At 36.9% G+C, this 23,267-nt stretch carries 19 protein-coding genes; 7 read left to right on the top strand and 12 right to left on the bottom strand.

The features are described 5' to 3' along the window. Positions 1 to 176 precede the first annotated feature (176 nt). From CQ022_RS22525 to CQ022_RS22495, 7 genes are all read right to left on the bottom strand, one after another. Positions 177 to 3,761 carry a choice-of-anchor L domain-containing protein gene (locus CQ022_RS22525; RefSeq protein ID WP_105684707.1) on the bottom strand — a complete coding sequence of 1,195 codons (3,585 nt, stop codon included), beginning with the start codon at positions 3,759 to 3,761 and terminating at the stop codon, positions 177 to 179. Between the two features lie 168 nt (positions 3,762 to 3,929). Next, positions 3,930 to 6,290 (bottom strand): choice-of-anchor L domain-containing protein, encoded by a 2,361-nt coding sequence (locus CQ022_RS22520; RefSeq protein WP_105684706.1) that lies wholly within the window; start codon positions 6,288 to 6,290, stop codon positions 3,930 to 3,932. A 204-nt stretch (positions 6,291 to 6,494) separates the two neighbouring features. Beyond that, the gene (locus CQ022_RS22515) at positions 6,495 to 7,052 is read right to left on the bottom strand and encodes a DUF1003 domain-containing protein (protein ID WP_105684705.1); all 558 of its coding nucleotides are present in this window, start codon (positions 7,050 to 7,052) and stop codon (positions 6,495 to 6,497) included. Positions 7,053 to 7,063: 11 nt separating this feature from the next. Next, positions 7,064 to 7,834: a TIGR02757 family protein gene (locus tag CQ022_RS22510; RefSeq protein ID WP_408914923.1), complete on the bottom strand. Its 771-nt coding sequence runs from the start codon at positions 7,832 to 7,834 to the stop codon at positions 7,064 to 7,066. Between the two features lie 7 nt (positions 7,835 to 7,841). Further along, on the bottom strand, positions 7,842 to 8,756 hold the full coding sequence (locus CQ022_RS22505) for a ribonuclease Z (protein WP_105684704.1): 915 nt from the start codon (positions 8,754 to 8,756) through the stop codon (positions 7,842 to 7,844). A gap of 68 nt (positions 8,757 to 8,824) precedes the next feature. Further along, positions 8,825 to 9,400, bottom strand: a complete 576-nt coding sequence (rdgB, locus tag CQ022_RS22500; protein ID WP_408914853.1) for an RdgB/HAM1 family non-canonical purine NTP pyrophosphatase — start codon at positions 9,398 to 9,400, stop codon at positions 8,825 to 8,827. Between the two features lie 41 nt (positions 9,401 to 9,441). Further along, positions 9,442 to 10,272, bottom strand: a complete 831-nt coding sequence (locus CQ022_RS22495; protein ID WP_105684703.1) for a CPBP family intramembrane glutamic endopeptidase — start codon at positions 10,270 to 10,272, stop codon at positions 9,442 to 9,444. Between the two features lie 108 nt (positions 10,273 to 10,380). Here CQ022_RS22495 and CQ022_RS22490 point away from each other — a divergent pair, with 108 nt between their 5' ends. The 4 genes from CQ022_RS22490 to CQ022_RS22475 all read left to right on the top strand — a co-directional run bounded on the left by CQ022_RS22490 (position 10,381) and on the right by CQ022_RS22475 (position 14,849). Then, on the top strand, positions 10,381 to 11,085 hold the full coding sequence (locus tag CQ022_RS22490) for a hypothetical protein (protein WP_105684702.1): 705 nt from the start codon (positions 10,381 to 10,383) through the stop codon (positions 11,083 to 11,085). Between the two features lies 1 nt (position 11,086). Then, entirely contained in the window at positions 11,087 to 11,797 is a 711-nt protein-coding gene (locus tag CQ022_RS22485) for a hypothetical protein (RefSeq protein WP_105684701.1), read from the top strand. Positions 11,798 to 11,947: 150 nt separating this feature from the next. Next, on the top strand, positions 11,948 to 13,543 hold the full coding sequence (locus CQ022_RS22480; protein ID WP_105684700.1) for a peptide chain release factor 3: 1,596 nt from the start codon (positions 11,948 to 11,950) through the stop codon (positions 13,541 to 13,543). 361 nt (positions 13,544 to 13,904) lie between these two features. Next, positions 13,905 to 14,849: a DUF4349 domain-containing protein gene (locus tag CQ022_RS22475; RefSeq protein WP_105684699.1), complete on the top strand. Its 945-nt coding sequence runs from the start codon at positions 13,905 to 13,907 to the stop codon at positions 14,847 to 14,849. Between the two features lie 268 nt (positions 14,850 to 15,117). On the opposite strand, the gene CQ022_RS22470 is transcribed toward CQ022_RS22475, so the two are convergent. Together CQ022_RS22470 and CQ022_RS22465 are read right to left on the bottom strand one after the other, a co-directional pair. Then, on the bottom strand, positions 15,118 to 15,483 hold the full coding sequence (locus CQ022_RS22470) for a hypothetical protein (RefSeq protein WP_105684698.1): 366 nt from the start codon (positions 15,481 to 15,483) through the stop codon (positions 15,118 to 15,120). A 22-nt stretch (positions 15,484 to 15,505) separates the two neighbouring features. Beyond that, a complete protein-coding gene (locus tag CQ022_RS22465) occupies positions 15,506 to 16,645 on the bottom strand; it encodes an acyl-CoA dehydrogenase family protein (protein WP_105684697.1) in 1,140 nt (379 codons plus the stop codon). A gap of 357 nt (positions 16,646 to 17,002) precedes the next feature. Here CQ022_RS22465 and CQ022_RS22460 point away from each other — a divergent pair, with 357 nt between their 5' ends. Further along, a complete protein-coding gene (locus CQ022_RS22460) occupies positions 17,003 to 18,781 on the top strand; it encodes an AMP-dependent synthetase/ligase (protein ID WP_105684696.1) in 1,779 nt (592 codons plus the stop codon). A gap of 321 nt (positions 18,782 to 19,102) precedes the next feature. Here CQ022_RS22460 and CQ022_RS22455 read toward each other — a convergent pair whose 3' ends face one another. From CQ022_RS22455 to CQ022_RS22445, 3 genes are all read right to left on the bottom strand, one after another. Further along, the gene (locus tag CQ022_RS22455) at positions 19,103 to 19,879 is read right to left on the bottom strand and encodes a zinc ribbon domain-containing protein (RefSeq protein ID WP_105684695.1); all 777 of its coding nucleotides are present in this window, start codon (positions 19,877 to 19,879) and stop codon (positions 19,103 to 19,105) included. Positions 19,880 to 19,881: 2 nt separating this feature from the next. Next, positions 19,882 to 20,979 (bottom strand): Nif3-like dinuclear metal center hexameric protein, encoded by a 1,098-nt coding sequence (locus CQ022_RS22450; RefSeq protein ID WP_105684694.1) that lies wholly within the window; start codon positions 20,977 to 20,979, stop codon positions 19,882 to 19,884. Positions 20,980 to 21,109: 130 nt separating this feature from the next. Next, a complete protein-coding gene (locus CQ022_RS22445; protein ID WP_228421865.1) occupies positions 21,110 to 21,958 on the bottom strand; it encodes a hypothetical protein in 849 nt (282 codons plus the stop codon). 250 nt (positions 21,959 to 22,208) lie between these two features. Here CQ022_RS22445 and CQ022_RS22440 point away from each other — a divergent pair, with 250 nt between their 5' ends. Continuing rightward, a complete protein-coding gene (locus CQ022_RS22440) occupies positions 22,209 to 23,036 on the top strand; it encodes an ion transporter (RefSeq protein WP_105684692.1) in 828 nt (275 codons plus the stop codon). A 43-nt stretch (positions 23,037 to 23,079) separates the two neighbouring features. Next, positions 23,080 to 23,238 (top strand): hypothetical protein, encoded by a 159-nt coding sequence (locus CQ022_RS23090; protein WP_165791728.1) that lies wholly within the window; start codon positions 23,080 to 23,082, stop codon positions 23,236 to 23,238. Positions 23,239 to 23,267 lie beyond the last annotated feature (29 nt).

The raw sequence follows: 23,267 nt of genomic DNA, 5'->3' as shown, positions 1-23,267 counted from the left end.
AATCCCTACTTGAAGAAACCATAAATGATGTGGTAGCATTGAATTACAAATTATTTTAACATATTTCCTTCTCATTTCAAATAATTCACAAATCATGATAACACTTTCCCTTAAAAACAACAAAATCTTTCATTGCTGAAAGATTTCGTTGTTAATATTTTATTTTTAATAAATGTCTAGTTTCTGTTCTTCAGAAGTATCCATCCTGAACGTTGTTCCAGTTTCTTGCTGGCCGGGTTTTCCCATTGTACCCTGTACCAGTAAGTAGCAGTAGGAAGATTGATCCCTTTTAAAGATCCTGTCCATATCACATCACCTTTAGCCGCTTTGAATACCTCTGCTCCATACCTGTCGAAGATAGAAGCTGCAAAATCTTTGTACCCGCTGATTCCGGAGAAGTCTATAGTATCATTAACACCATCCATATTAGGGGTAATAGCATTGCTGATAATGAATGTAAAATAATCCAGTGAAGTACCGCATTTAGCACCTTTCACTCTTACCATTACAGAATACATGGTATTATTTAAAACTCCTGTAAATACATTTGATGACTGCCATGTCAGGCCTCCGTCTATGGAGAATTCTAAAGTTCCACCGGTAGGATTGCTTGCCGTAAGGGTAAGGATATGGTTATCATAAACAATATTCGTAAACTGTGGTAAATCAGGATTGATCAGTTGTGCAGAGAAAGTTTTTGAACAAACTCCATTACTGATTATCACAGAATATGTTCCGGGAATATTAGTTGTTATGGTTTGAGTGGTTGCTCCTGTACTCCATACATAAGTATAGTTCGGTCCTGCCCCGGCATCCAGCGTTCCTTTATCTCCGGCGCAGACAAATACGTCTTTTAATGTAGAAACGATTGCGGGAACTACTTCAATGGTAACTTTAGCCGGATTCACAGAGCTACATCCGTTTCCTCCCAATGCAAATACCGAATATTCTGTTGTTACAGTAGGAGTAACAACCTGTGTATTTCCATTTCCGGTAAGCCCTATCCAGTTATAAGTAATTCCTCCTGTGGCTGTTAATGTTACAGATTCTCCTTCACAAATTTTTAATTTAGAGGCAGTAAGCCCTGCTATAGGTGGACCTACCTGAACTGTTACTGTTGCTGGTGTTGCAGAAATACATCCGTTAGCTCCAACAGCAAATACGGTATACACAGTTGTTGTTGTAGGGGAAACAACCTGAGTGTTTCCGTTTCCGGTAAGACCATTGCCCCAGTTATAGGTTACTCCTCCAGAAGCTGTCAATGTTACAGATTCTCCAACACAAATACGGGGTTGTGATGAAACAAGTGCAGCTACCGGCTGTACTTTATCTTCCTGTACTGTTACTGTTGCAGTATATGTACAGCTTAAGTTTCCTGGTTGTGATATATTAGTAACCGTTAAAGTATATGTTCCGCCAGCGCTTACAACTGGTGTAAGTGTATTACCTCCTGATACGATAGTTCCTCCGGTTGTGGTCCATGCAATAGTAGATCCCGCAGGGACTACAGATGCTGAAGCATTGAGTGTAATCTGTGGAGTTGTACAGGTAATTGTTTGCGGTGCAGCAATGGTAAGAGTTGTTTGAGCTGTACTTAATAATTGCAGAGTCACCACATAGCTACAACCTCCATTACTTGCTAATACATAAATAGTCTGGCTTCCTCCTGGAGGTGTATATGTTGTAGGTGTTACAATAAAGTTTCCGTTAGCGGCATTAGCATCAGCCTGATTGATATAGTAAGTAAAAGTAACTCCTGCAGCAGTTGTAATCTGAGGCTGAGCTTCAGTAAGATTATAAGTTAATCCCGGCTGATAACACTTATGTAATGTTGCGTTTTGGGCTGTAAAAGGTTCTGACACTTCAATTGTTAAAGTGGCAGGGTTTTGAGACACACAACCATTCGCTCCCACTGCTGTTACAGTGTAGGTTGTTGTAACAGTAGGTGAAACAACCTGTGTGTTTCCGTTTCCTGTAAGGCCATTCCCCCAGTTATAGGTAGCACCTCCTGAAGCAGTAAGGGTTGCAGAATCTCCTTTACAGATTTTTATTTTGTTTGCCGTAAGCCCGGTAACTGGCGGAGCACTGTTTCCTGTTACGGTTACAGTTCCTACAGCGGTACAGCTGATATTTCCAGGCTGGTAAACTTTTGTAATGGTTAAAGTATAGGTTCCCGCAGCATTGATCACAGGATTTAAGGTAGTTCCTCCTGAAACAATATTTCCTCCGGTAGTCGTCCAGTTGAATGTAGCCCCAGCCGGATAAACAGAAGCTGAAGCATCCAGTGTCGTCTGAGAGTTAGCACAGGTAAGTACTATTGGTGGAGCAATAGTAGGTACCATTTGTGGGGCTTTTACTAATTGCAGCTGCGCTACTTTTGCACAGAAACCGTTTGCCACTCTTACATACACCGTTCCGCCTGCACTCTGATGAGCTGTTGGATTAGGAATTGTATTTGCATTTCCAGCATTAGCATCTGCCAATGTGGTATAATATGAAAACACAGCTCCCGGAGTAGTGCTTATTGAGGTTTGTGCTGATGTTAAATTAAAAGTTGCATTCCCAGCGGCATAACAGGCCGTCAGTGTAGCATTCTGTACTGTAGGAGATGTTCCGCCAACCACAGTAATGGTAGCTTCTCCCGGACAGCTATTTCCCTGGATGAAAACCTTAACGGTATATACACCAGGCTGTGTTGCAGTATAACTTGCATTAGTAGCCCCTGGAATTGCATTGGTTCCCAAATACCACTGATAGGTTATGTTAGGTCCCTGAACCGAAGCTGTAAAAGTCTGTGGCGTATTATCACACATATTTACAGATGCAGGAAGCTGTACTCCTGCCGGATCCAGGATTTTCACCCCGATATCAAATGATCCGGCTTCAAGAAATACGGCTGAATCAAAGTTGGGATCCTGATAATCTGCAAGCACAATTTTAAAATGGTAGGTTTGCCCAGGAATTACCGTTGCTTTTGCAGTAAGCGGAATGGTACGTCCATTGAAATTGGTTTCAACCTGAGCGGTATTCGTACCTCCGTAATAGGCTTCATTTTTAGGTCCGCAGTTTTGATATTGCGGGTGAATATTTGTTACACTCACAGGCCCTGCCCCTCCCGGAAGCACGGCAAGATTGGTATAAGTAGGATCAGATGCTTTTTTTAACAGCAAGGCAAAACCGTCTGTAATAGTACATGGAAAATTTTGCTGATATTCTTTGGAAGCAAATAAATATCTGAAAGTAATTTCAGTAGAAGCAGCTACAAAGTCAAACTCTATAGATGTTGCATTGGTTAGGTTATTGTTAGCAATCCCTAAAGCGTTCGCCAGATCTACATCTCCACCGGTTCCAAGGTCATCACTTAAAGTTCCCTGGAAAGTATTCCCGGCTTTATTAGCATACCCTGTTGAAAGTATAATCCCTTTACTGAAAGGAAAGTTGGTATTTGATTTATTAAAATATCCCCAGCTACGGTTCTGATTGGTAGCAGACAAGTTCGGAGAAACGGTTACATTGCTTACCGTTGAACTGGTACAAGTAGAGCCTCCTGATATAAGCACATCGTTTATTAGCTGAGTTATAGGATAGCCGGATTCCGGGTAGCTGGGTGCGTTTACATCGATAAAAACACCTGCTCTCAAGGAAGCAGCTTTAGGTTTTGCAGCAATTTCTACCCTTCCTTTATTTTGAGCCAAAACAAAGTTCCCCATGAAAGCTAAAAATAACGCTAAAAATAAATTTCCTCTCCTCCTATTTAACATTTTATATTATTTTGAACAAAAATACTATTTTTTTTGATTGAAATTCAAGTTAACACAATTTACATTATTACTAACGCAAATTTATTTATATTAGAATATCAACTCTGTTTATTTTAAAATAATAAAAAAAGACTGACAAAATAGTCAGTCTTTCAGTTATAGTTTAAATTATTCTATATTTTTAAGTAATATCCATCCTGTTTTTACAGTAAGTTCTTTACTAGCAGGATCTTCGAAGGTTACCTGATACCAGTAGGTAGAAGTAGGAAGCTTCTTGCCCTGGAAATATCCGTCCCAATATGGATTGATCTTCGCTGCTTTGAACACTTCTCTTCCGTATCGGTCGAAAACCTGTCCGCTGAAATCTTTATAATTAACCACCCCGCTGAAATCAATGATATCATTAATATTATCACCGTTTGGAGTAATCACATTTTTCATCACGAATGTAAAGAATTCAAGGAAACCTACACAGCTTGTAAATTTAACTCTGACTCTGATCGAAATGATTTTATTTTTAGGGACATTATTAAATATATTCGAAGACTGCCATGTTACCCCGTTATCTACTGAATATTCAAGGATACCATTACTTGGATTGCTTGCTGTAACAATCATTGTTCCACTTTCATTATAATCCACTTTTATCACTTCAGGAATCACGGCTTTAATAACCTGAGTCTTGAACTCTTTTGAACAAACTCCGTTACTGATCATTACCGTATATTCTCCAGGAGTAGCTACTGTAATGCTCTGACTTGTTTCACCAGAACTCCACTGATAGGTATATCCAGGACCTGAACCTGCATCCAGAACAATTTTATCACCCTGACAGATGTGGCCTCCTTTTAAGTTTGAAACAATAGCCGGTACTACTTCAATGGTAATACGTGCCGGCTGAAGAGATTTACATCCCTGTGCTCCGATAGCATATACAGTATAGGTGGTAGTCTGAGTTGGGCTTACCGTTCTTATTCCTCCGGTAGTACTTGCCGAATCACTCCATTCATAGGTAACACCGCCAGAAGCTGTTAATAAAACAGATTCACCGGCACAAATTTTCAATCTCGGAGCAGTAAGTAAAGCTGTTGGTGTTTCTTCTTTTCTTAAGGTTAATGTTGCAATCTTGCTACAGAAAGCTCCATTGGAAACCAGAACATATAATATTTGTCCATCTGTTCCAGCATAGTTGGTCAGATTGGTGATATAACTGTTATTTTGAGCCTGTGCATCAGCCTGGTTGGCATAAAAACGGAATACCGCACCTGGCGTTGTACTGATCAATGGTTTTGCTGTTTCCAAGTTAAAACTGGTGATTGCAGGAGTTGTACAGAGTTTAAGTTCAGCATTCTGTACAGTAGGGCTCGTTCCTCCGACGATCGTAATGGTTGCCTCGCTAGGACACTGATTTCCCGGAACCATTACTTTTACAGTATAAACTCCCGCCTGGGTAGCAATATAAATAGCGCTTGTTGCCCCAGGAATAGCGACTCCATCTTTATACCATTGATAAGTCATTCCCGGAATTGCTGCTACCTGAGCTTTCAACTGTCTTGGAGTATTATCGCACATATTGATGCTTCCCGGTAAAACCACTCCGGTTTCGTCTACAATTTTAATTCCCACATCAAAAGATCCTCCTTCTAAGAAAACCGCAGAATCGTGGGAAGGGTCTTTTGCATCAGCCAATACCATTTTAAAATGATACGTCTGCCCTGGAATTACATCTGCAACAGCTGTTAAAGGTGTTGTTCTTCCAAAATAATTAATAACCAGATGCGGATTCGCTAAAGCTCCAAAAAAGGTTGCATTGATAGGCCCGCAGCTGAATCCATTTCCTGCAGGAACAATATTGGTTGCACTTACAGGTCCTGCACCTCCGGGCAATACAGCCAGATTCGTATAGGTAGGATCTCCAACTTTCTTTAATAATAGGGCAAAGGCATCGGAATACCCTAAGCAAGGATAATTGGAAGTATATTCATCAGAAACGAATATGTAATTAAATTTTACCTGGTTTGAATTCGGAACGAAATCAAATTCAAGAGCTACGGCATCCGTTAAGCTAACATTGGCTCCGGTAGCCGCTACAAGATCTGCATCACTTCCTGTTCCTACTGATTGTCCAACCGCTGATACATAATTATTACCTGCTTCAGAAGCATACCCTGTAGTAAGAACAATCCCATCTGTAAAAGGAAAATTGGTTGTTCCTTTATGAAAATATCCCCAGAATCTGTTGCTGTTTGTCACTTCATGATTAGGAGATACCGTAACATTCGTAACATTGGCTGTTGTACAATTGGTACCGCCATTGATCAAAATATTCTTTACCAACTGTTCCGGCGTATAGTTTGAAGGGGTATAGGGAGGTACATTCACATCAATAAATGCTCCAGCTCTAAGACTTGCCGCAGAAGGTTTTATCTTTTCTGATTTTCTGACAGGTCTCGTTTGAGAGAATGCAGAAGCAGAAATCAATAAAAAAGAAAAAAGGAAAAAATAGTTTTTTAGTCTATAAATTAACATTTTGTTTTCATTTGTTCAAATGTAGCAAAAATAATTATACTAATTCACCATTGTATATTACTATTTTCTTATTCCACACCCACATTCACAACAAATTTTTCTTATCGTTACATTTTCCGTAAATTATTGAATACTAAAATTCAAGCATAAAAAAACAGACCAAGAGCATTGATCTGTTTTATATTTTTATTCTCAGTATTTCTGTTATTTATCTTCTTTTTTCAACTGATCAATTTCATTCTGCAGTTGAGAGATAATGTCTTTTAAAGCTTTTATCTCGTTCTTGTTCGAGCTTACATTACTCTTCAGTATTACATTTTTTGCTCTTTCATTGTGATCCTCTTCATCTTCTTCTTCATTAATTTCTTCAATGTCCTCACTGATCTCCTCAATATCTTCCTGGATATCTTCTATATCTTCATTGATCTCTTCAATGTCTTCGCTGATTTCTTCAAGATCTTCCTGAATATCTTCAATGTCTTCACTGATCTCTTCAATATCTTCCTGAATATCTTCAATTTTCTCGTGGCTTTTATTCACCGACATCTGAATGAAGATAGCCAGATAAATGGCTTCCAGAGAAAGTACCGTAGTAAGAATAAGAAGCATTTTGTCAAAATCAACGATATTCAGCATTGGCAGCAAAAACGAAGTAAGGAACAGCAACGTATGAACAATCAGGGACTGAATAGATCCAATCCATGAAGTAATACTGTCCGCTATTTTTTCAAGAACTTCTTTTTTTTCGTTATATTTTTTCATCCTTTATATTTTTACAACAGTTCTTTGGTTACCCCTAATCCAAACAAGGCAAAGTCATATTTTGCAGGATCTTTTTCATCAAATTTTCTAATGGCAACATCCAGCTCCTCTACCGTTTTCCAGTCATTCTGTGTTCTGGAAACCAATCCCAGTTTTCTGGAGATATTTCCGGTATGCACATCCAGAGGAATGGAAAGATGTTTCTGATCTATTTTTTCCCAAATTCCAAAGTCTACTCCCCTTTTGTCTTTACGTACCATCCATCTCAAAAACATAATAATCCTTTTTGCAGAGGAATTTTTGTAAGGAGAACTGACATGTTTATGGCTTCTGTGTTTTTCTGTTTCCAGAAATCCGTTTCTGAATCGTTCTATGGCATGGAGAAAGTTATGCTCCGTTTTTTTTACGTCAAATAGACTTTCCAGGCTTTCGTTTTCTTTATAAATTCTGTTGAACTGTCTTATAAAATAGGAAAAGTCCTGTCCATTGAAAGTTCTGTGAATACTTTTATCCTGAATCTCCTTCAGATCCTTTTCAGAATAATTCATCACAAAATCATAAGGAGAGTTTCCCATAATATCAAGCATTTTATCCGCAGAATTAATGATTGATTTTCTGTTTCCCCAGGAGATTGTAGCTGCCAGAAATCCTGCGATTTCAATGTCCTGTTTTAAAGAAAAACGGTGTGGGATCTGGATGGGATCATTTTCAATAAAATCGGGAGCGTTATACTGATCTGCCTTTTCGTTGAGAAAGTCTCTAAGTTCTTCAAATTTCAGCATATTCATTCTAAATCTTTACACTTTCCAATGCTTTGGGCAAAAATGTATTAGGGAAAATTTCTCTGGCCTGATCGGTAAATACAGTCAAATCTCCATACCTGTTGGAAAAATGTCCTAAGATCAGTTTCCCCACCTGAGCTTTCTGAGCAATGGTTGCTGCTTCCAATGCTGTGGTATGTCCTGTATAATCTGCCATTTCCTTCAGATCATGTAAAAATGTGGATTCATGATAGAGCACCGTTACATTTTTAATAATCGGAATAACACTTTCAAGATAACGGGTATCACTGCAAAATGCATAAGACACTGACGGAGCAGGCTCAAGAGTCAGAATTTCATTTTTAAGAACATAGCCGTCACTCAGTACAAAATCTTTCCCTGCTTTTATATTATGATAATCGCAGGTTTCAATCTCACTGTATTTGGCAATTTCTTTCATGTTAAGATGCCTGTCTTTCTGCTTTTCTTTAAAAAGATAGCCATTACAGTAAATCCTGTGATCCAACGGAATCGTATATACTTCTACCCTGTTGTCCTCATATATTTTTTCAGAATAATCTTTGTCCAGCTCATGATAAACCACTTCAAAACCACGATGGGTTTCTGTAATCTGGAAAATAGTTTCCAGCATCTTTTTTATTCCTTTCGGCCCGTAGACATGCAGCGGGGTATCTCTTCCTAAAAGACGGAAAGAAGCAATAAGTCCCGGAAGTCCGAAACAATGATCTCCGTGAAGATGAGAGATAAAAATATGATTGATCTTTGAAAATCTTGCTTTTGCTTTCCTAAGCTGTACTTGTGTACCTTCTCCACAATCAATCAGGAAGAGTCTTTCTTCCATTTCCAGCAGCTGTGCTGTAGGTGATGTGTTGATGGTTGGGATAGCAGAATTAAAACCTAATATTGTTAAATACGTACTCAAATCAATAATTTATGATAACAAATGTACAACAGAAAATCTAAATGGGTAGTTCACCCTGATATTTAAACTTAATCAGTTACTTTTAAAAAATCCATAAATAGGTCTAATGCCTGTTTACGGTGGCTGATTTTATTTTTGTCTTCAGGATTCATTTCAGCAAAGGTTCTTTCATAACCTTCAGGAACAAAAATCGGATCATATCCGAATCCTTTGAAACCTTTATTTTCAGTCAATAAATTTCCGTGAACTCTGCCTTCAAAATATTGAGCCCCATTTTCATCATAGTAGCACAGAACTGTCACAAAATAAGCTTTTCTGTTTTCAACACCCTGCATTTCTTCCAATACCTTTTCGATATTTTTGGCAAAATCATGATCTCCAGCATAACGTGCGGAAAAAATTCCAGGTCTTCCATCCAACGATTCCACTACCAGACCGCTGTCATCTCCCAAACTTGGAACTCCGGTTTTCTCAAAACAGTATTTGGCTTTAATGAGCGCATTGGCATGAAAAGAATCTCCGTCTTCTACAATTTCTTCGTGAATGTTGTAATCGGTAAGACTTTTCACAACACAATCACTTCCCAGGATCTGTTGGATTTCTTCTTTTTTATGTTCGTTGTGTGTAGCTACTAATAATTCCATTTCTATATTCATTTTCAATTTTACTTTTTTAGCCTGGTTACTTACATTTCAGCATAATGTACTTTATACTTTTTCATAAAGAGATAGTAGAATAAAGAGAAAAGTACAATTCCAACAGCCAGAATAAGCCATTCTGAAACATGCAGAACCTTTGCAAAACTCTCATCTTTACCGTAAAGCACCAACAGTGACAGGGTTAAATTATTAAATGCATGCAACAATATCGGCATCAGTAAAGATTTTGTTTTATGATATACCAATCCCAATACACAGCCCAGCATCACTGCACTGATAAACTGCCATGGGTTTCCGTGAACCACTCCAAAAATAATGGAAGCATACAAAATTGCTTTCCATGGTTCTACTCCTTTATTGATCAATCCTTTCTGAATAATTCCCCTGAATATAATTTCCTCAAAAATGGGAGCCATAATTACCGTCATGATAATCATTACAACAGGATTATCCGTCAGTTGATTCATTAATTGGGTAAAATATTCATAAAAATCGCCAAAAAAAGGCCCGGTAGTCGGAATCTGAGCGGCAATAAATTCAGAAATAAACATCATTCCTGCCATCATGGGAAAGATCAGGAGATAGGTAGAGAAATTAACCGATGATAAATTGAAGTTAAGTCTCTTTTGCGTAGTACGTCTTACGATGAAAAAGTCAAAAAAGGCAATAGCCGTAAGAAATCCTACAGAATTTGCTAGCATCAAAAACCAGTCTTTCAGTTCAAGATTTTCCCGGAAAACAACTTTCCAAAAAGTGCTGAATAAGGAAACAGCCATTGTTCCCACGAATAATCCAACCACCAAAACAACACCGCCAAACCATGTAAACGTAAACTTCGGATATTTGCTATTTTCCATCCTTTCTCTGTAAAAGTTTATGAGAAACAAAGATAATTTTTTTGACTACTACAGGCAACTAAAAAAGGATTTTCTTATTTTCGTTCCTTTATCCATGAACATCACAAAATGAATACAGAATCTCCGTTTCAAAGAATTGAGTCTACAACCAACAAATTTATGACTGTTGTTCTGAATGGGCTTTTCTTTGTGATCTTTATTCCTTTCACTGTACTTTTCGCTCTGGGGCCTGTTTACGGAATTTATAAAAGAGGATTTGAGGTAATGATTTATCCCGCATTGGTTTGTTGGGGAATTTCGGCACTTATTTTAATTCCCACAATCCGTTATTATAGTAGAAAAAGAAAGAAAATAGAAAGTAAAATTGTGGTTGATGAAACCGGACTTTTATTTTATAATGCAAAAAATGAAATTGCAGACCATATTCTCTATACAGATCTTCGCCCTTCAAAACAAAACTTTGATATCTATACTGTAAATCCTGTAGGATCGGGTATTTCTCCTTTACTAGAACTTACGATCCAATCAGAGAAAAAAGAAGAAATTACAAAACGTATTGACATGAATCTCCCTTTAAAGGTGGTAAAAAATAAATATACTTTGTATGCACATTTCCTGCACGGCATTGTTACTTTCCGCCCTGACTTAACAGTAGATCCTTTTGTTTTTCGTAACTATTCTATTGATACGGAAACATGGAAGGTGAATAGCAAAGGGGTTTCTTTGGGAGGCTGGCTTTTAATTCTGGCGACTTTCATTATTACAGCACTTATATGCGGACTTGTTTTTTTATTATCTGAAACTCCCAATTAATATGACAGAAAAATTCCAGACCATAGAATCCAAAATCAATAAACCCATTACTTATTTTTTAATGGGGATTATCTGGATAGCTGTCATTCTGATTATTGGAGTAATCGGGGTCGTTTTCGATCTTATGTACAATAATTTCAGACAATACCTAGAAAATGACCCTGGTATTTTTTTCACACTTCTTATTGCCCAGCTTCTTCTTGTATTTTGCTGTGTAGCCTTGATCATATCTTTAACGTACCGGAAAAAAGAAAAGGCAAGAAAAGTTATTGTAGATGAAAGAGGAATTACTTTCTACAACAATCAAAATACCATTATTGAAACAATTCTATATACCGATCTTCAGCCAGCTAAAAATCCATCTGACGATGTATATGTCCGAAACACTCAGACTGTAAAATACGGCAAAACAACATTACAGATTTATCAGAAAAATAAAACAGGAGAAATTGTGTCTTCAAGTGTTGACTTTAATTTTGAATTGGTCATTCTACGCAACCCATATGATTTGTACCGTCATTTTCTAAAAGGAATCCAACATTTTCGCCCTGATCTGAAAATAAGTCTGCAGACCATTGAGCAGTATAACCTTATTTCAGCCCCGCAAAAAACTGAATTTGGGATATTTGAATACGTTATGTCTGCCTTTTTTATCATGATTGCTGCCGGATTGATCTATGTCTTCATATTATTAATAAAAATGTTTGCTTGACAGATAAGCTCAACTATTCATGGGATCATAGCCACATGTATTATTCTCAAACGTGACTATCCATCTATTCTTCTGCTTAATTAACATTGTCTTAATTAAAATTTGAAAACCTCGCAAAAAATCACGATTTTTGCAACTTCAAAATACGATATGTCAGACTTAATCAAAGAAATACAAAAAAGAAAGACCTTCGGGATCATTTCCCACCCGGATGCCGGAAAAACAACCCTTACAGAAAAGTTACTTCTTTTCGGGGGCGCGATTCAGGAAGCAGGTGCGGTAAAATCCAACAAAATAAAAAAAGGAGCTACCTCCGACTTTATGGAAATCGAAAGACAGAGAGGGATCTCTGTAGCGACTTCCGTATTGGCTTTTGAATATAGAGACCATAAAATCAACATTCTCGATACTCCTGGTCACAAAGACTTTGCTGAAGATACCTACAGAACATTAACGGCTGTAGACTCAGTAATCGTTGTGATTGACGTTGCAAAAGGGGTTGAGGAACAAACTGAAAAACTGGTTAAGGTTTGCAGAATGAGAAACATCCCAATGTTGGTTTTCATCAATAAATTAGACCGTGAAGGTAAAGATGCCTTCGATCTGTTAGACGAAGTAGAACAAAAATTAGGATTAACAGTTTGTCCACTTTCTTTGCCAATTGGTATGGGAAGTGACTTTCAGGGAATTTATAATATCTGGGAAAACAATATTCAGCTATTCTTAGAAGAGAAAAAACAGAAAGTTGGGGATTCTATTAAGTTTGATGATATCAATGATACTTCTATTGATGATGTTATTGGTGAAAAAGCGGCAAAAACTTTAAGAGAAGAGCTTGATCTTATCCAGTCTGTTTACCCTGAGTTTAATCGTGAGGATTATATGAAAGGTGATCTTCAACCGGTATTCTTCGGTTCGGCTTTAAATAACTTTGGAGTTCGTGAATTACTGGATGCTTTCATTGATATCGCACCAATGCCGCAACCAAAAGAAAGTGATACCCGTCTGGTAAAGCCTGAAGAAAGCACTTTCACAGGATTCGTTTTCAAAATCCATGCGAATATGGATCCTAAGCACAGAGACAGACTTGCCTTTGTAAAGATTGTTTCCGGAACCTTCAAAAGAAACGAGAATTACTTATTGGTAAGAGAAGGTAAAAAAATGAAATTCTCCTCTCCTAACGCATTCTTTGCTGATAAAAAAGAAGTGGTGGAAGAAAGTTTCCCTGGTGATATCGTTGGCTTACATGATACCGGAAGTTTCAGAATCGGAGATACATTAACTGGTGGAGAAAAATTAAGCTTCAAAGGAATTCCAAGCTTCTCTCCTGAACATTTCCGTTATATCAACAACAATGATCCGTTAAAAGCTAAACAATTGGCAAAAGGTATTGATCAGCTGATGGATGAAGGGGTTGCGCAGCTATTTACCCTTGAAATGAACGGAAGAAAGATCATCGGAACTGTAGGAGCCCTTCAGTACGAGGTTATTCAATACCGTCTGGAACATGAATATGGGGCAAAATGTACGTATGAACCTCTATCCATGCACAAAGCATGTTGGGTAGAAGCTGATGAAAAGTCTGAACAGTTTAAAGAATTTGCAAGATTAAAGCAGAGATTCCTGGCAAGAGATAAATACAATCAATTGGTATTCCTTGCAGACTCTTCTTTCACGATTCATATGACCCAGGAAAAATTCCCGAATGTGAAATTACACTTCATCAGTGAGTTCAGAGAAAATTAATCTGAAATAAAAGGGCAAAATCACGAAAAGCCGAAATTGTTTTAAATATAGATCCGCAGAAATTTTCTGCGGATTTTTTTATAATATGGTATGAAACCACCCCGTCAAAAATTCTTTGAATTTTCGCACCCCTCCGAAGGATGGGAATTTTCAGTTTTCCAAACTACTATTGAGTAAAAAGGCAAAGCTTTAGAATAATTTCAATACCTCAAACTCAGAAAAATGCTTTGTAAATCTTTTGTAAAACAAATACAAAACACTGAAAATATAATAGTTACTATTTTACCAGTACAATACATTTCATTTACAATCTTTACAAGAACTTCCCTTCTAATTTTACTTCATCAAAAAAATTAAACTTATGAAAAAGTTCATCTTACTCGTTGCTGTATCAAGCACTTTCATTATGTGTAAAAAAGGAGAAGTGGCACAGGATACAATACATGAAGCGATCCACTCAGCTGACAGCGCTGCAACAGTTGCAACGGAAGCTATTGATAATGCCAATAAAACAGCAGATAAAGTTCTGGACTCTGCCAGTATCAGAATAAAAGATTTTGAAAATACTAAGAACGATATTCAGCAAAAAATAGAAAATACCTCAAAGATGGTAGATTCTTTATCTGAAAAAATAACAACAACAAAACTGGAATCCAAAATAGAAAAAAGGGATTCCACAGAGAAGAAACCTGAAAAAGTGGCTGCAAAAGCTCCGGCTCCAAAGATTATCAAAGAAACCAAGATCATTTATAAAGACAAACCTAAAAATGACAGTTATGAGCTGAATATGCCTAAAGACAATATGGTAAAATCAGGATATCTTACCATACAAGCAGAAAATACAGAAACAGTGAAGGAAATCATCAGAGAAGAAGCCCATAAAAATAACGGCTACATCAAAAGTGAAAACCTTTCTTACGTGGAATCTGCAAGTCCTCACGGAGAAGATCAAAAAGTCTACAGCCTGGACATCAAAGTTCCTCTCCAGCATTTTGATGGTTTAATGGATGCTATCAGCAGTAATATCGGGGATATTGATACGAAAGACATTCAGGTTTCAGGGCGAAACTATGCTGACAATACCATTTGTACGATCAATATAAATATCAGTGATAAAGAGAAAACAGAAACAGAACCTAAAACTTTCGGTGGAAAATCGTTAGCAGCCATCGAATCAGGCTGGGATGTGATTACTTCTATCTTCCTGTTTATTCTTCCGTTATGGCCTTTGTTTCTCATTGCCGGTATTGGATATTATTTTTATAAAAAGAGAAATAAAAACATTCCGAATAACGACTCTCACTAGATTTCAATCCGTCTTTGGATAGATTTTTTAATATTTTTTTAATGAGGTTTAGAATTAAAGTTCGATTCTTATTTTTAATTTTATCAAACATTCAACGGAAGTATTTGTTTATTACAAAAATTCCTCTTAACTTTAAGTATAAGCAAAAGAGAATGAATCTTCGTTATCAAACAAGGTTCAAAAATAAAATTGGAAATTTTATTTCATATATTAATATTTTGTGATTTGGTGTAAAATAAGGCCCTCAGATTGAGAGCCTTATTTGTTTTTATTTCATATTCACTACTTTGTCTACGACAAACTTTGTGTTTCCTCTCCACGGAAGAGCACCATTGTACTCTTTGTAATGCAGATCAAAGGTTTTTCCGCTGTTCGTTTCCAGTTGTTTGAAAACTTCAGGGTCATCCACAGAAAATTCAAACTCATAGCTTGTAATGGTTCCTGTTTTTCCACTTCCGAAGCCTTCCTGAATCAGCTTACCTTCATATGTTTTGAAGACATAGCCTTTTTTCATAGCGTAGTTCAGATATCCGGATTTCACTCCTTCTCCGAAAACGAAATAGTATTTATACCAGACAAATACGCCCAGTAACAGCAGTACAACACCGAGGGTGATCCACAAAGATTTTTTCATAGGTAGTGTGTTTTATAAAATGTTATTTTGCGATGCTTCTTGAGATCACGATTTTCTGAATTTCAGAAGTTCCTTCGTAGATCTGAGTGATTTTGGCATCTCTCATTAATCTTTCTACGTGGTATTCTTTCACGTATCCGTATCCACCGTGGATCTGTACTGCTTCAATAGTAGTATCCATTGCTACCTGAGAAGAGTATAATTTTGCCATAGCCCCGCTTTCAGAAATATCTTTTCCTGCATCTTTTTCACAAGCCGCTTTGAAACACAGCATTCTTGCAGCAGTGATCTGAGTAGCCATATCCGCTAATTTGAATGCAATCGCCTGGTGGTTGATAATTTCAGTTTTGAAAGCTTTTCTTGTTTTAGCATATTTCAATGCCAGTTCGTAAGCCCCTGAAGCAATACCTAAAGCCTGGGAAGCAATACCAATTCTTCCTCCGTTCAATACGGCCATTGCAAAGTTGAAACCGAATCCGTCAGCACCGATTCTGTTTTCTTTTGGAACTTTTACGTTGTTAAAGATCAAAGAATGTGTATCACTTCCTCTGATTCCTAATTTGTCTTCTTTTAGTCCGATTTCAAAACCTTCCCATCCTCTTTCTACAATGAAAGCATTGATCCCTTTGTGTTTTTTCTCAGGATCTGTCTGTGCAATTACAATATAATAAGAAGCGGTACCACCATTCGTGATCCAGTTTTTGATCCCGTTTAAAAGGTAGTAATCTCCTTTATCTTCAGCAGTTGTTTTCTGAGAAGTAGCATCAGAACCTGCTTCCGGCTCAGATAATGCAAATGCTCCGATTACCTGTCCGCTTGCCAATGGGGTAAGATATTTTACTTTTTGCTCTTCAGAAGCAAATTTTTCAAGACCGGCACAAACCAATGAGTTGTTTACAGACATTACAACAGCTGCAGAAGCATCTATTTTTGCAATCTCCTCCATCGCAAGCACGTAAGAAACGCTGTCCATACCTGCACCGCCGTATTTTGGATCTACCATCATTCCTAAAAGCCCCATTTCTCCCATTTTCTTCACCTGTTCTGCAGGGAATTTCTGGTCACGGTCTCTTTCAATCACTCCAGGTAATAGTTCATTTTGTGCAAAATCTCTTGCTGCCTGCTGAATCATCAGCTGTTCTTCCGATAAATTAAAGTCCATAAAAAAAATAATTAGATAGCCGTAAATTTACACTTTTTAACCAAATCTGAAAAAATTAAATTGAAAGCAGGAAAAAGGCACAGAAAATGGAAGTTGAAGAGCGTTTAATGCCAGTGAATGCGTGTTTTGGGATTCGAAATGAGGAGAGATAAAAACAATACCGGATACCTTCAGAGCCATAAACATTCACAAATGATCAGTTCAAAATATAAAATCCCCTTTTCAGGGCTTCCGGCCTCCTTTTTGATTCCATATATTATGGTAAGCATTTAACTAATTCCTAATTATTACATTCAAATGTTTTCAATTAAAAAAAATGCTTATATTTAAATTTCTTTATAAATTACGTAAAAAATCATGACGATCAAGAGATTATTCGATATTCCACACTACGCTTTAGAAAAATATCCTAAAACGGATATGTTTGTAACGAAATATCATGGTGAATGGAAAAAAACTTCTACCCAGGAGTTTATTAATGAGGGAAATAAGATATCCAGAGGATTATTGAAGCTTGGTATAAAACCGGGTGATAAAATTGCTTTGATTACAACCAATTCCCGTACAGAATGGGCTATAATGGATTTCGGACTTTCTCAGATCGGAGTTGTTTCAGTGCCTGTTTATCCAAGTATTTCTCCGGAAGATTATGAATTCATCTTCAATAATGCTGAAATTCAATACTGTTTTGTTTCTGATAAAGAGCTGTTGAATAAAGTAATGAAAGTAAAACACAATATCCCGAGTTTACAGGGTATTTTTACTTTTGATAATATTAGTGGTGCTGCCAACTGGAGAGAAATTCTTGATCTGGGTAAAGATGAATCTACACAAATTGAAGTGGATGACCTTTCTAACGCGATCAATACGGAAGATCTTGCAACCATTATTTATACTTCCGGAACTACCGGAAGACCGAAAGGAGTAATGCTTACTCATAATAATATTGTTTCAAACGTATTGGGAGCCATTCCGAGAATTCCCAAGAAAAGAAGTCTGGATTATAAGGAAACAAGAGCATTAAGCTTCCTTCCTATCTGCCATATTTTTGAAAGAATGCTGTTCTATCTGTATCAGTACAACGGTTTTTCTCTTTATTTTGCGGAAAGCATTGAGAAAATGGGTGAAAACGTAAAAGAAGTGAAGCCTCATTATATGACGGTAGTACCAAGGCTGGTAGAAAAAGTATATGACAAAATTTACAATACAGGATCTTCTGCAGGAGGATTAAAATCAAAAATATTCTTCTGGGCGCTGAACTTAATCAGTAAGAAGAAAACTATTTCAAAGCCATCCGGACTTCAGGAAATCATTGCTGACAAATTGGTATTTTCCAAATGGAGAGAAGGTTTAGGAGGTGAAATTGTGACATTGGTTTCAGGATCTGCGGCATTGTCTACAAGGCTTAACTTAATGTTTCAGAATGCGGGAATTCCTATTTTGGAAGGGTATGGTTTAACAGAAACCTCTCCGGTAATTTCTGTCAACAGCTTTGATAAGATGAAAGTGGGAACCGTAGGGATTCCATTGGATAATTTAAAAGTTAAAATTCAGGAAGACGGTGAAATTACCGTAAAAGGACCATCCGTATTCAAAGGATATTTCCAAAATGAAGAAATGACAAAAGAAGCCTTCACAGAAGATGGTTTCTTCAAAACCGGAGATATCGGACATGTGGATGGTGACGGATTTTTACAGATCACTGACCGTAAGAAAGAAATGTTCAAGACATCGGGTGGGAAATATATTGCTCCTCAGACGATTGAAAATTTAGCAAAAGCCTCTAAATTCATTGAGCAGATCATGGTAGTGGGTGATGGTGAAAAAATGCCTTGTGCTTTGGTACAGCCTGATTTTGAATTTGCAAAAAGCTGGGCTATGAGAAACAACCTGAATATCGGTTCCACACCGGAAGAAATTGCGAAAAGCGCAGAACTTAAGCAAAGAATTGAAAAAGAGATTGACGGCATCAACGAGCATCTTGGAAACTGGGAGAAAATCAAAAAAATTGAGCTTACTCCTGAAATATGGAGCATTGAAAGCGGATTGCTTACTCCAACGTTAAAACTGAAAAGAAAAGCGGTAAAAGAGAAGTTTATTGCTTTGTATAATAAGATGTACGATCATCAGGATTAAAATACGATCAACCGCTTCATTTTGAAGCGGTTTTTTTATAGGTTTTGGCTAGAGCCGATAAGGAAGGTTTGTTTTGATTAAACGGGCTTCAGCCCGTTTCTATTGATGACTCTTCATTAAGTTTTTTAATCCAATTACAATACAACCTTTGTCATTTCGCAGGAATCTTTATCATGTTAAAAGAATGTGAGAGATTCCTACGGAATGACAAATCCCCCTATTAAAGTTGCTTTACTCCAAGAGAGGCAGATTTATATTCATATCAAATAAAAAAAGCTGTTTCAGAGATGAAACAGCTTTTATATTTTTAAAAATCAATAATTAGAATTTAATTACAGATTTCATTTTTTCGTTTTCCTCGATTACCAATTCGTCGTCAACAAGGATTTTTCCAGAGTGCTCATCAATGATGATTTTCTTTCTCTGAGCAATTTCCATCTGCTTTTGAGGAGGGATAGTGAAGAAAGATCCTTTTGGAGCTCCTCTTTCTAATCCTACTACAGCAAGACCGTTGATAGAGTTTGTTCTGATTCTGTTGTAAGAAGCTAATAATCTCTCATCGATTTTACCTGCGAATTCTTTAGACTGCTCTATAAGATATTCTTCTTCTTTCTGAGTTTCAGAGATCAAACCATCCAATTCTTCTTTCTTGAATTTTAAGTGGCTTTTCAAATCGTCGATCTTAGTATTCAGTTCGCTTAAAGTTTCGTTCTTGTGAGCAATTTTAGCTCCGAATTCTTTAATTCTTTTTTCAGCAAGCTGAATTTCCAGATCCTGGAATTCCATTTCCTTCCCTAATGCTTCAAACTCTTTATTGTTTCTTACATTATCCTGCTGAGATTTGTATTTCTCAATTAAAGTTTTAGCATGGTTAATCACTTCATGCTTTGTTTTGATCTGATCGTCCTGATCTTTGATATCAGCATGAAATTTTTCAGCTCTTTTTTCAAGACCTTCAATCTCGATTTCAAGATCTTCAACTTCAATTGGCAATTCTCCTCTAGTATTTCGGATTTCATCCAATCTTGAATCAATGATCTGTAAATCGTATAAAGCTCTTAATTTTTCTTCAACTGAAATATCGTTGGTTTTTGCCATATTTAAATGAAATAATTTACTGGGTTTGTTTTTTCAATAGATTTTGAAATTGCAAATGTACTAAATTTTTGTGATAAAATTTCAAATAATTGTTGAGTAACAAATTGTTCTGACTCGTAATGTCCTATATCACAGATCAACATTTTAGACTCTGCTAAAAAATAGTCGTGATATTTAAGATCTCCGGTAAGATAAGCATCACATTTCTTGGCTGCTGCTGATCGTATTCCACTGGCTCCTGAGCCTCCCAAAACCCCTACTCTTCTAATTTTTTTATTATTGAAGGAGGAATGTTTTATCACTTCCAGCCCAAATTTTTCTTTTACAAATCCAAGGAAATCCTTTTCATCCATCTCCACTTCCAGATCACCATACATTCCCAATCCGGCATGATGATTTTTATTATCAAGACTATACACCTGATGCGCTACTTCTTCATAAGGGTGTGCAGCCTTCATGGCACCTACAATCTGTCCCTGTTTAAAGCTTTCAAAAATCACGGAAATCATATCTTCATCTGCATTTTCACGAATTCCCTGCTGTCCGGAAAACGGATTTGAACCTTCTACCGGCCTGAATGTTCCGTTCCCATTCACTGTAAAACTGCATTCATCATAAAATCCGATATTTCCTGCTCCGGCAGAGAACATGGCTTCTTTTACTTTTTCCGAATATTCTTTGGGAACAAAAACCGTTAACTGTTTTAAATTATTTTCTTTCGGCTGTAGAATCTTCATATTCCTGAGTCCTAACTGACTGCATATTCCGTGATTTACCCCAAAGAAATCATTATCAAATGCGGTGTGGATGGCATAGATGGCTATTTTATTTTCAATAGCTTTTAAAACAGCTCTTTCTACATAGTTTTTCCCTGTTAAAGATTTTAGTCCGGAAAATATGATGGGATGAAAACATACAATCAGATTACAGTTTCTCTCAATGGCCTCTTCTACTACATTTTCCAGCGCATCATGGCAAACCAGAATCCCGGATACATCACGGTCATAAACCCCACACAGCAATCCTACATTATCAAAATCTTCAGCCTGTCTGATACTGATCTCCTCTTCAATTTTTGCAATTACAGTTTTTAGCTTCATTAATTTATATTTTACGGTTACAGCGAAGATATTAATTTTACTAAAAATCCGGAAAAATTTCTACAGCAATAAAAAAACCGGCTTTCTCCGGCCGGCTTAATTTGATATTAGAAAGAATTAAATAAGACTGTTAATCTTTGAACAGTGATACCCTTGTAAAGGACTCTACTACCACACTACAGCTTATATCGGATTCCATAAAGAGCTGATATCCTCTTCCCGGATCAAGACTTGCAGGGTCTGCAATGGTATAGAAATAAAAAGTAAGAATGTTACCTGTTCCACTTGATCCACTTGGAACCAACTGGATGGAATTAACTTCAAAACCGGAATCGGGGTTTTTAAAAGTAGCTTTTACCGATCCTGAAGAGTTGGATCCAGGAGTGATCGTAGAGATTACTCTCCAGACATGGACCTGACCGTTAATTTCATTTTCTCTCCATTTACCCGTAGCCGAAATATAAATATTGGATGTCACTCCAGGAAAGGGAACTGTTGTTTCCGGCCAGCTTGTTGTAGGGCTTGCAGCAAAGACTAATGGTACAGCATAGAGAACTTGTTGTCTTGGGCCATAGCCACTACCTGCAGCACTTAAATTGAATGAGGGTTTTACATTTGCGTTTCCAGAATTTATTTTAACGACACCGTCGTTACCAGCCTGAGAAGATGTGGGAACAAAAAGCTGTCTCCAGAGGGTACCATCCCAATACTGGAAGTTATTCGTTGTCGTATTAAAAATAAGGGTTCCTGCAGTAAGGTTAGCGTTTACGACACCTGCAGGAGGTACTGTAGAAACGTCATTATCAGCCAGGTTGGTATCCCGGTCAGTATCTGTAAGGCGAGGAATAAGAATTCCTTTCTGGTTGGAGACGATATCCAATACAGCAGCACCATTGGGCGCTGAGGTATTAATCCCAACCTGTGTATACACAAAACTGCTTATGAAAAACAGAATAAACAAGGTTAAAATTTTTCTCATGATATAAAGCTTTTGTAGATTAAAATTACAAACTTGGTGTATAAAAATGTTAAAAAAAACATTTTTATATGTCATATTTTATTCGTATTTTGTTAAATATAACACTCTGAAATACACACGATTAAGTGTAGATAATTCACTTTTTAATGATGAATTTTATTTTAACATTTGCAAGATTCTTTTAACAGTCATATATTTACCCTATACTTTATAGAAATTATTAACTTCGCTGTGAAATAACCTTATATAAATGGAAAGAGAACATAATCTTATTCCTGAGGACACTCTTTGGAAAAGATTCCTTTACCGGATAATTTATCGCTCCGATACGAAGCTTGGAAAACTGTTCGACATCATATTATTGTCTTTAATTCTGGCAAGTACTGCTATTATTATGATGGAAAGTGTCCCAAAACTTGATAAAAGATTCCATTATACTTTTTTGATACTTGAATGGGTGATCTCCATTTTCTTCACTATGGAATATTCTATGCGGATTGCGGTGGTAAAAAATAAACGGAATTATATATTCAGTTTTTTCGGGGTTATTGATTTTCTGGCGCTGGTTCCTTTTTTCCTTAGCTTTTTCTTCCCCATCACCAAATACTTTCTGATTTTCAGAATGTTGAGAATGCTGAGGATTTTCAGGATTTTCAATTTGCTGGATTTCATGAATGATGGATATTTAATTGTAAGGGCTTTAAAAAACAGTTCGAGAAAAATTTATATCTTCCTTTTGTTCCTGATTATTTTTTCAGTCATTGTAGGCTCCCTTATGTTCATGGTAGAAGGCGGAAGACAAGGCTTTGAAACAATCCCCCAATCCATTTACTGGGCAGTGGTTACGGTAACCACTGTAGGGTATGGTGATGTATCGCCTATTACGCCTTTAGGGAAGTTTTTTGCGGTTGTTCTGATGCTGGCCGGTTATTCCATTATCGCAGTTCCCACTGGTATTGTAACCGCAGAAATGAGAAACAAAAGACAAAACCTTGAACTGGAGTGCGAACGCTGCGGAAATGAAGATATTGATGATGATGCAAGGTATTGTAAGAAATGTGGCAAGAAATTAGCTTAATATTTGGTATAAATAAAATTTATTCACCAAATACCACAAAATCATGGAACCGAAACAGAAAAACAAACCCAATAGCTTAGTGATTATTCTTTTTGCACTGATTGTACTGATGATCATCATCTACTTTATATTAGTAATGTTCTTCCCTACTGTTTTTGATCTTATGAATAAGGGAGATATACAGCCGGTACCCAATAAATAGCGAACAATGGGTAATACTCCATCATCAGT

This window comes from Chryseobacterium culicis (assembly GCF_002979755.1).
GTDB classification, from domain to species: Bacteria; Bacteroidota; Bacteroidia; order Flavobacteriales; family Weeksellaceae; genus Chryseobacterium; species Chryseobacterium culicis_A.
The sequence above is the reverse complement of the archived record's forward strand: the minus strand, read 5'-3'. Positions and strand labels throughout refer to the sequence as shown.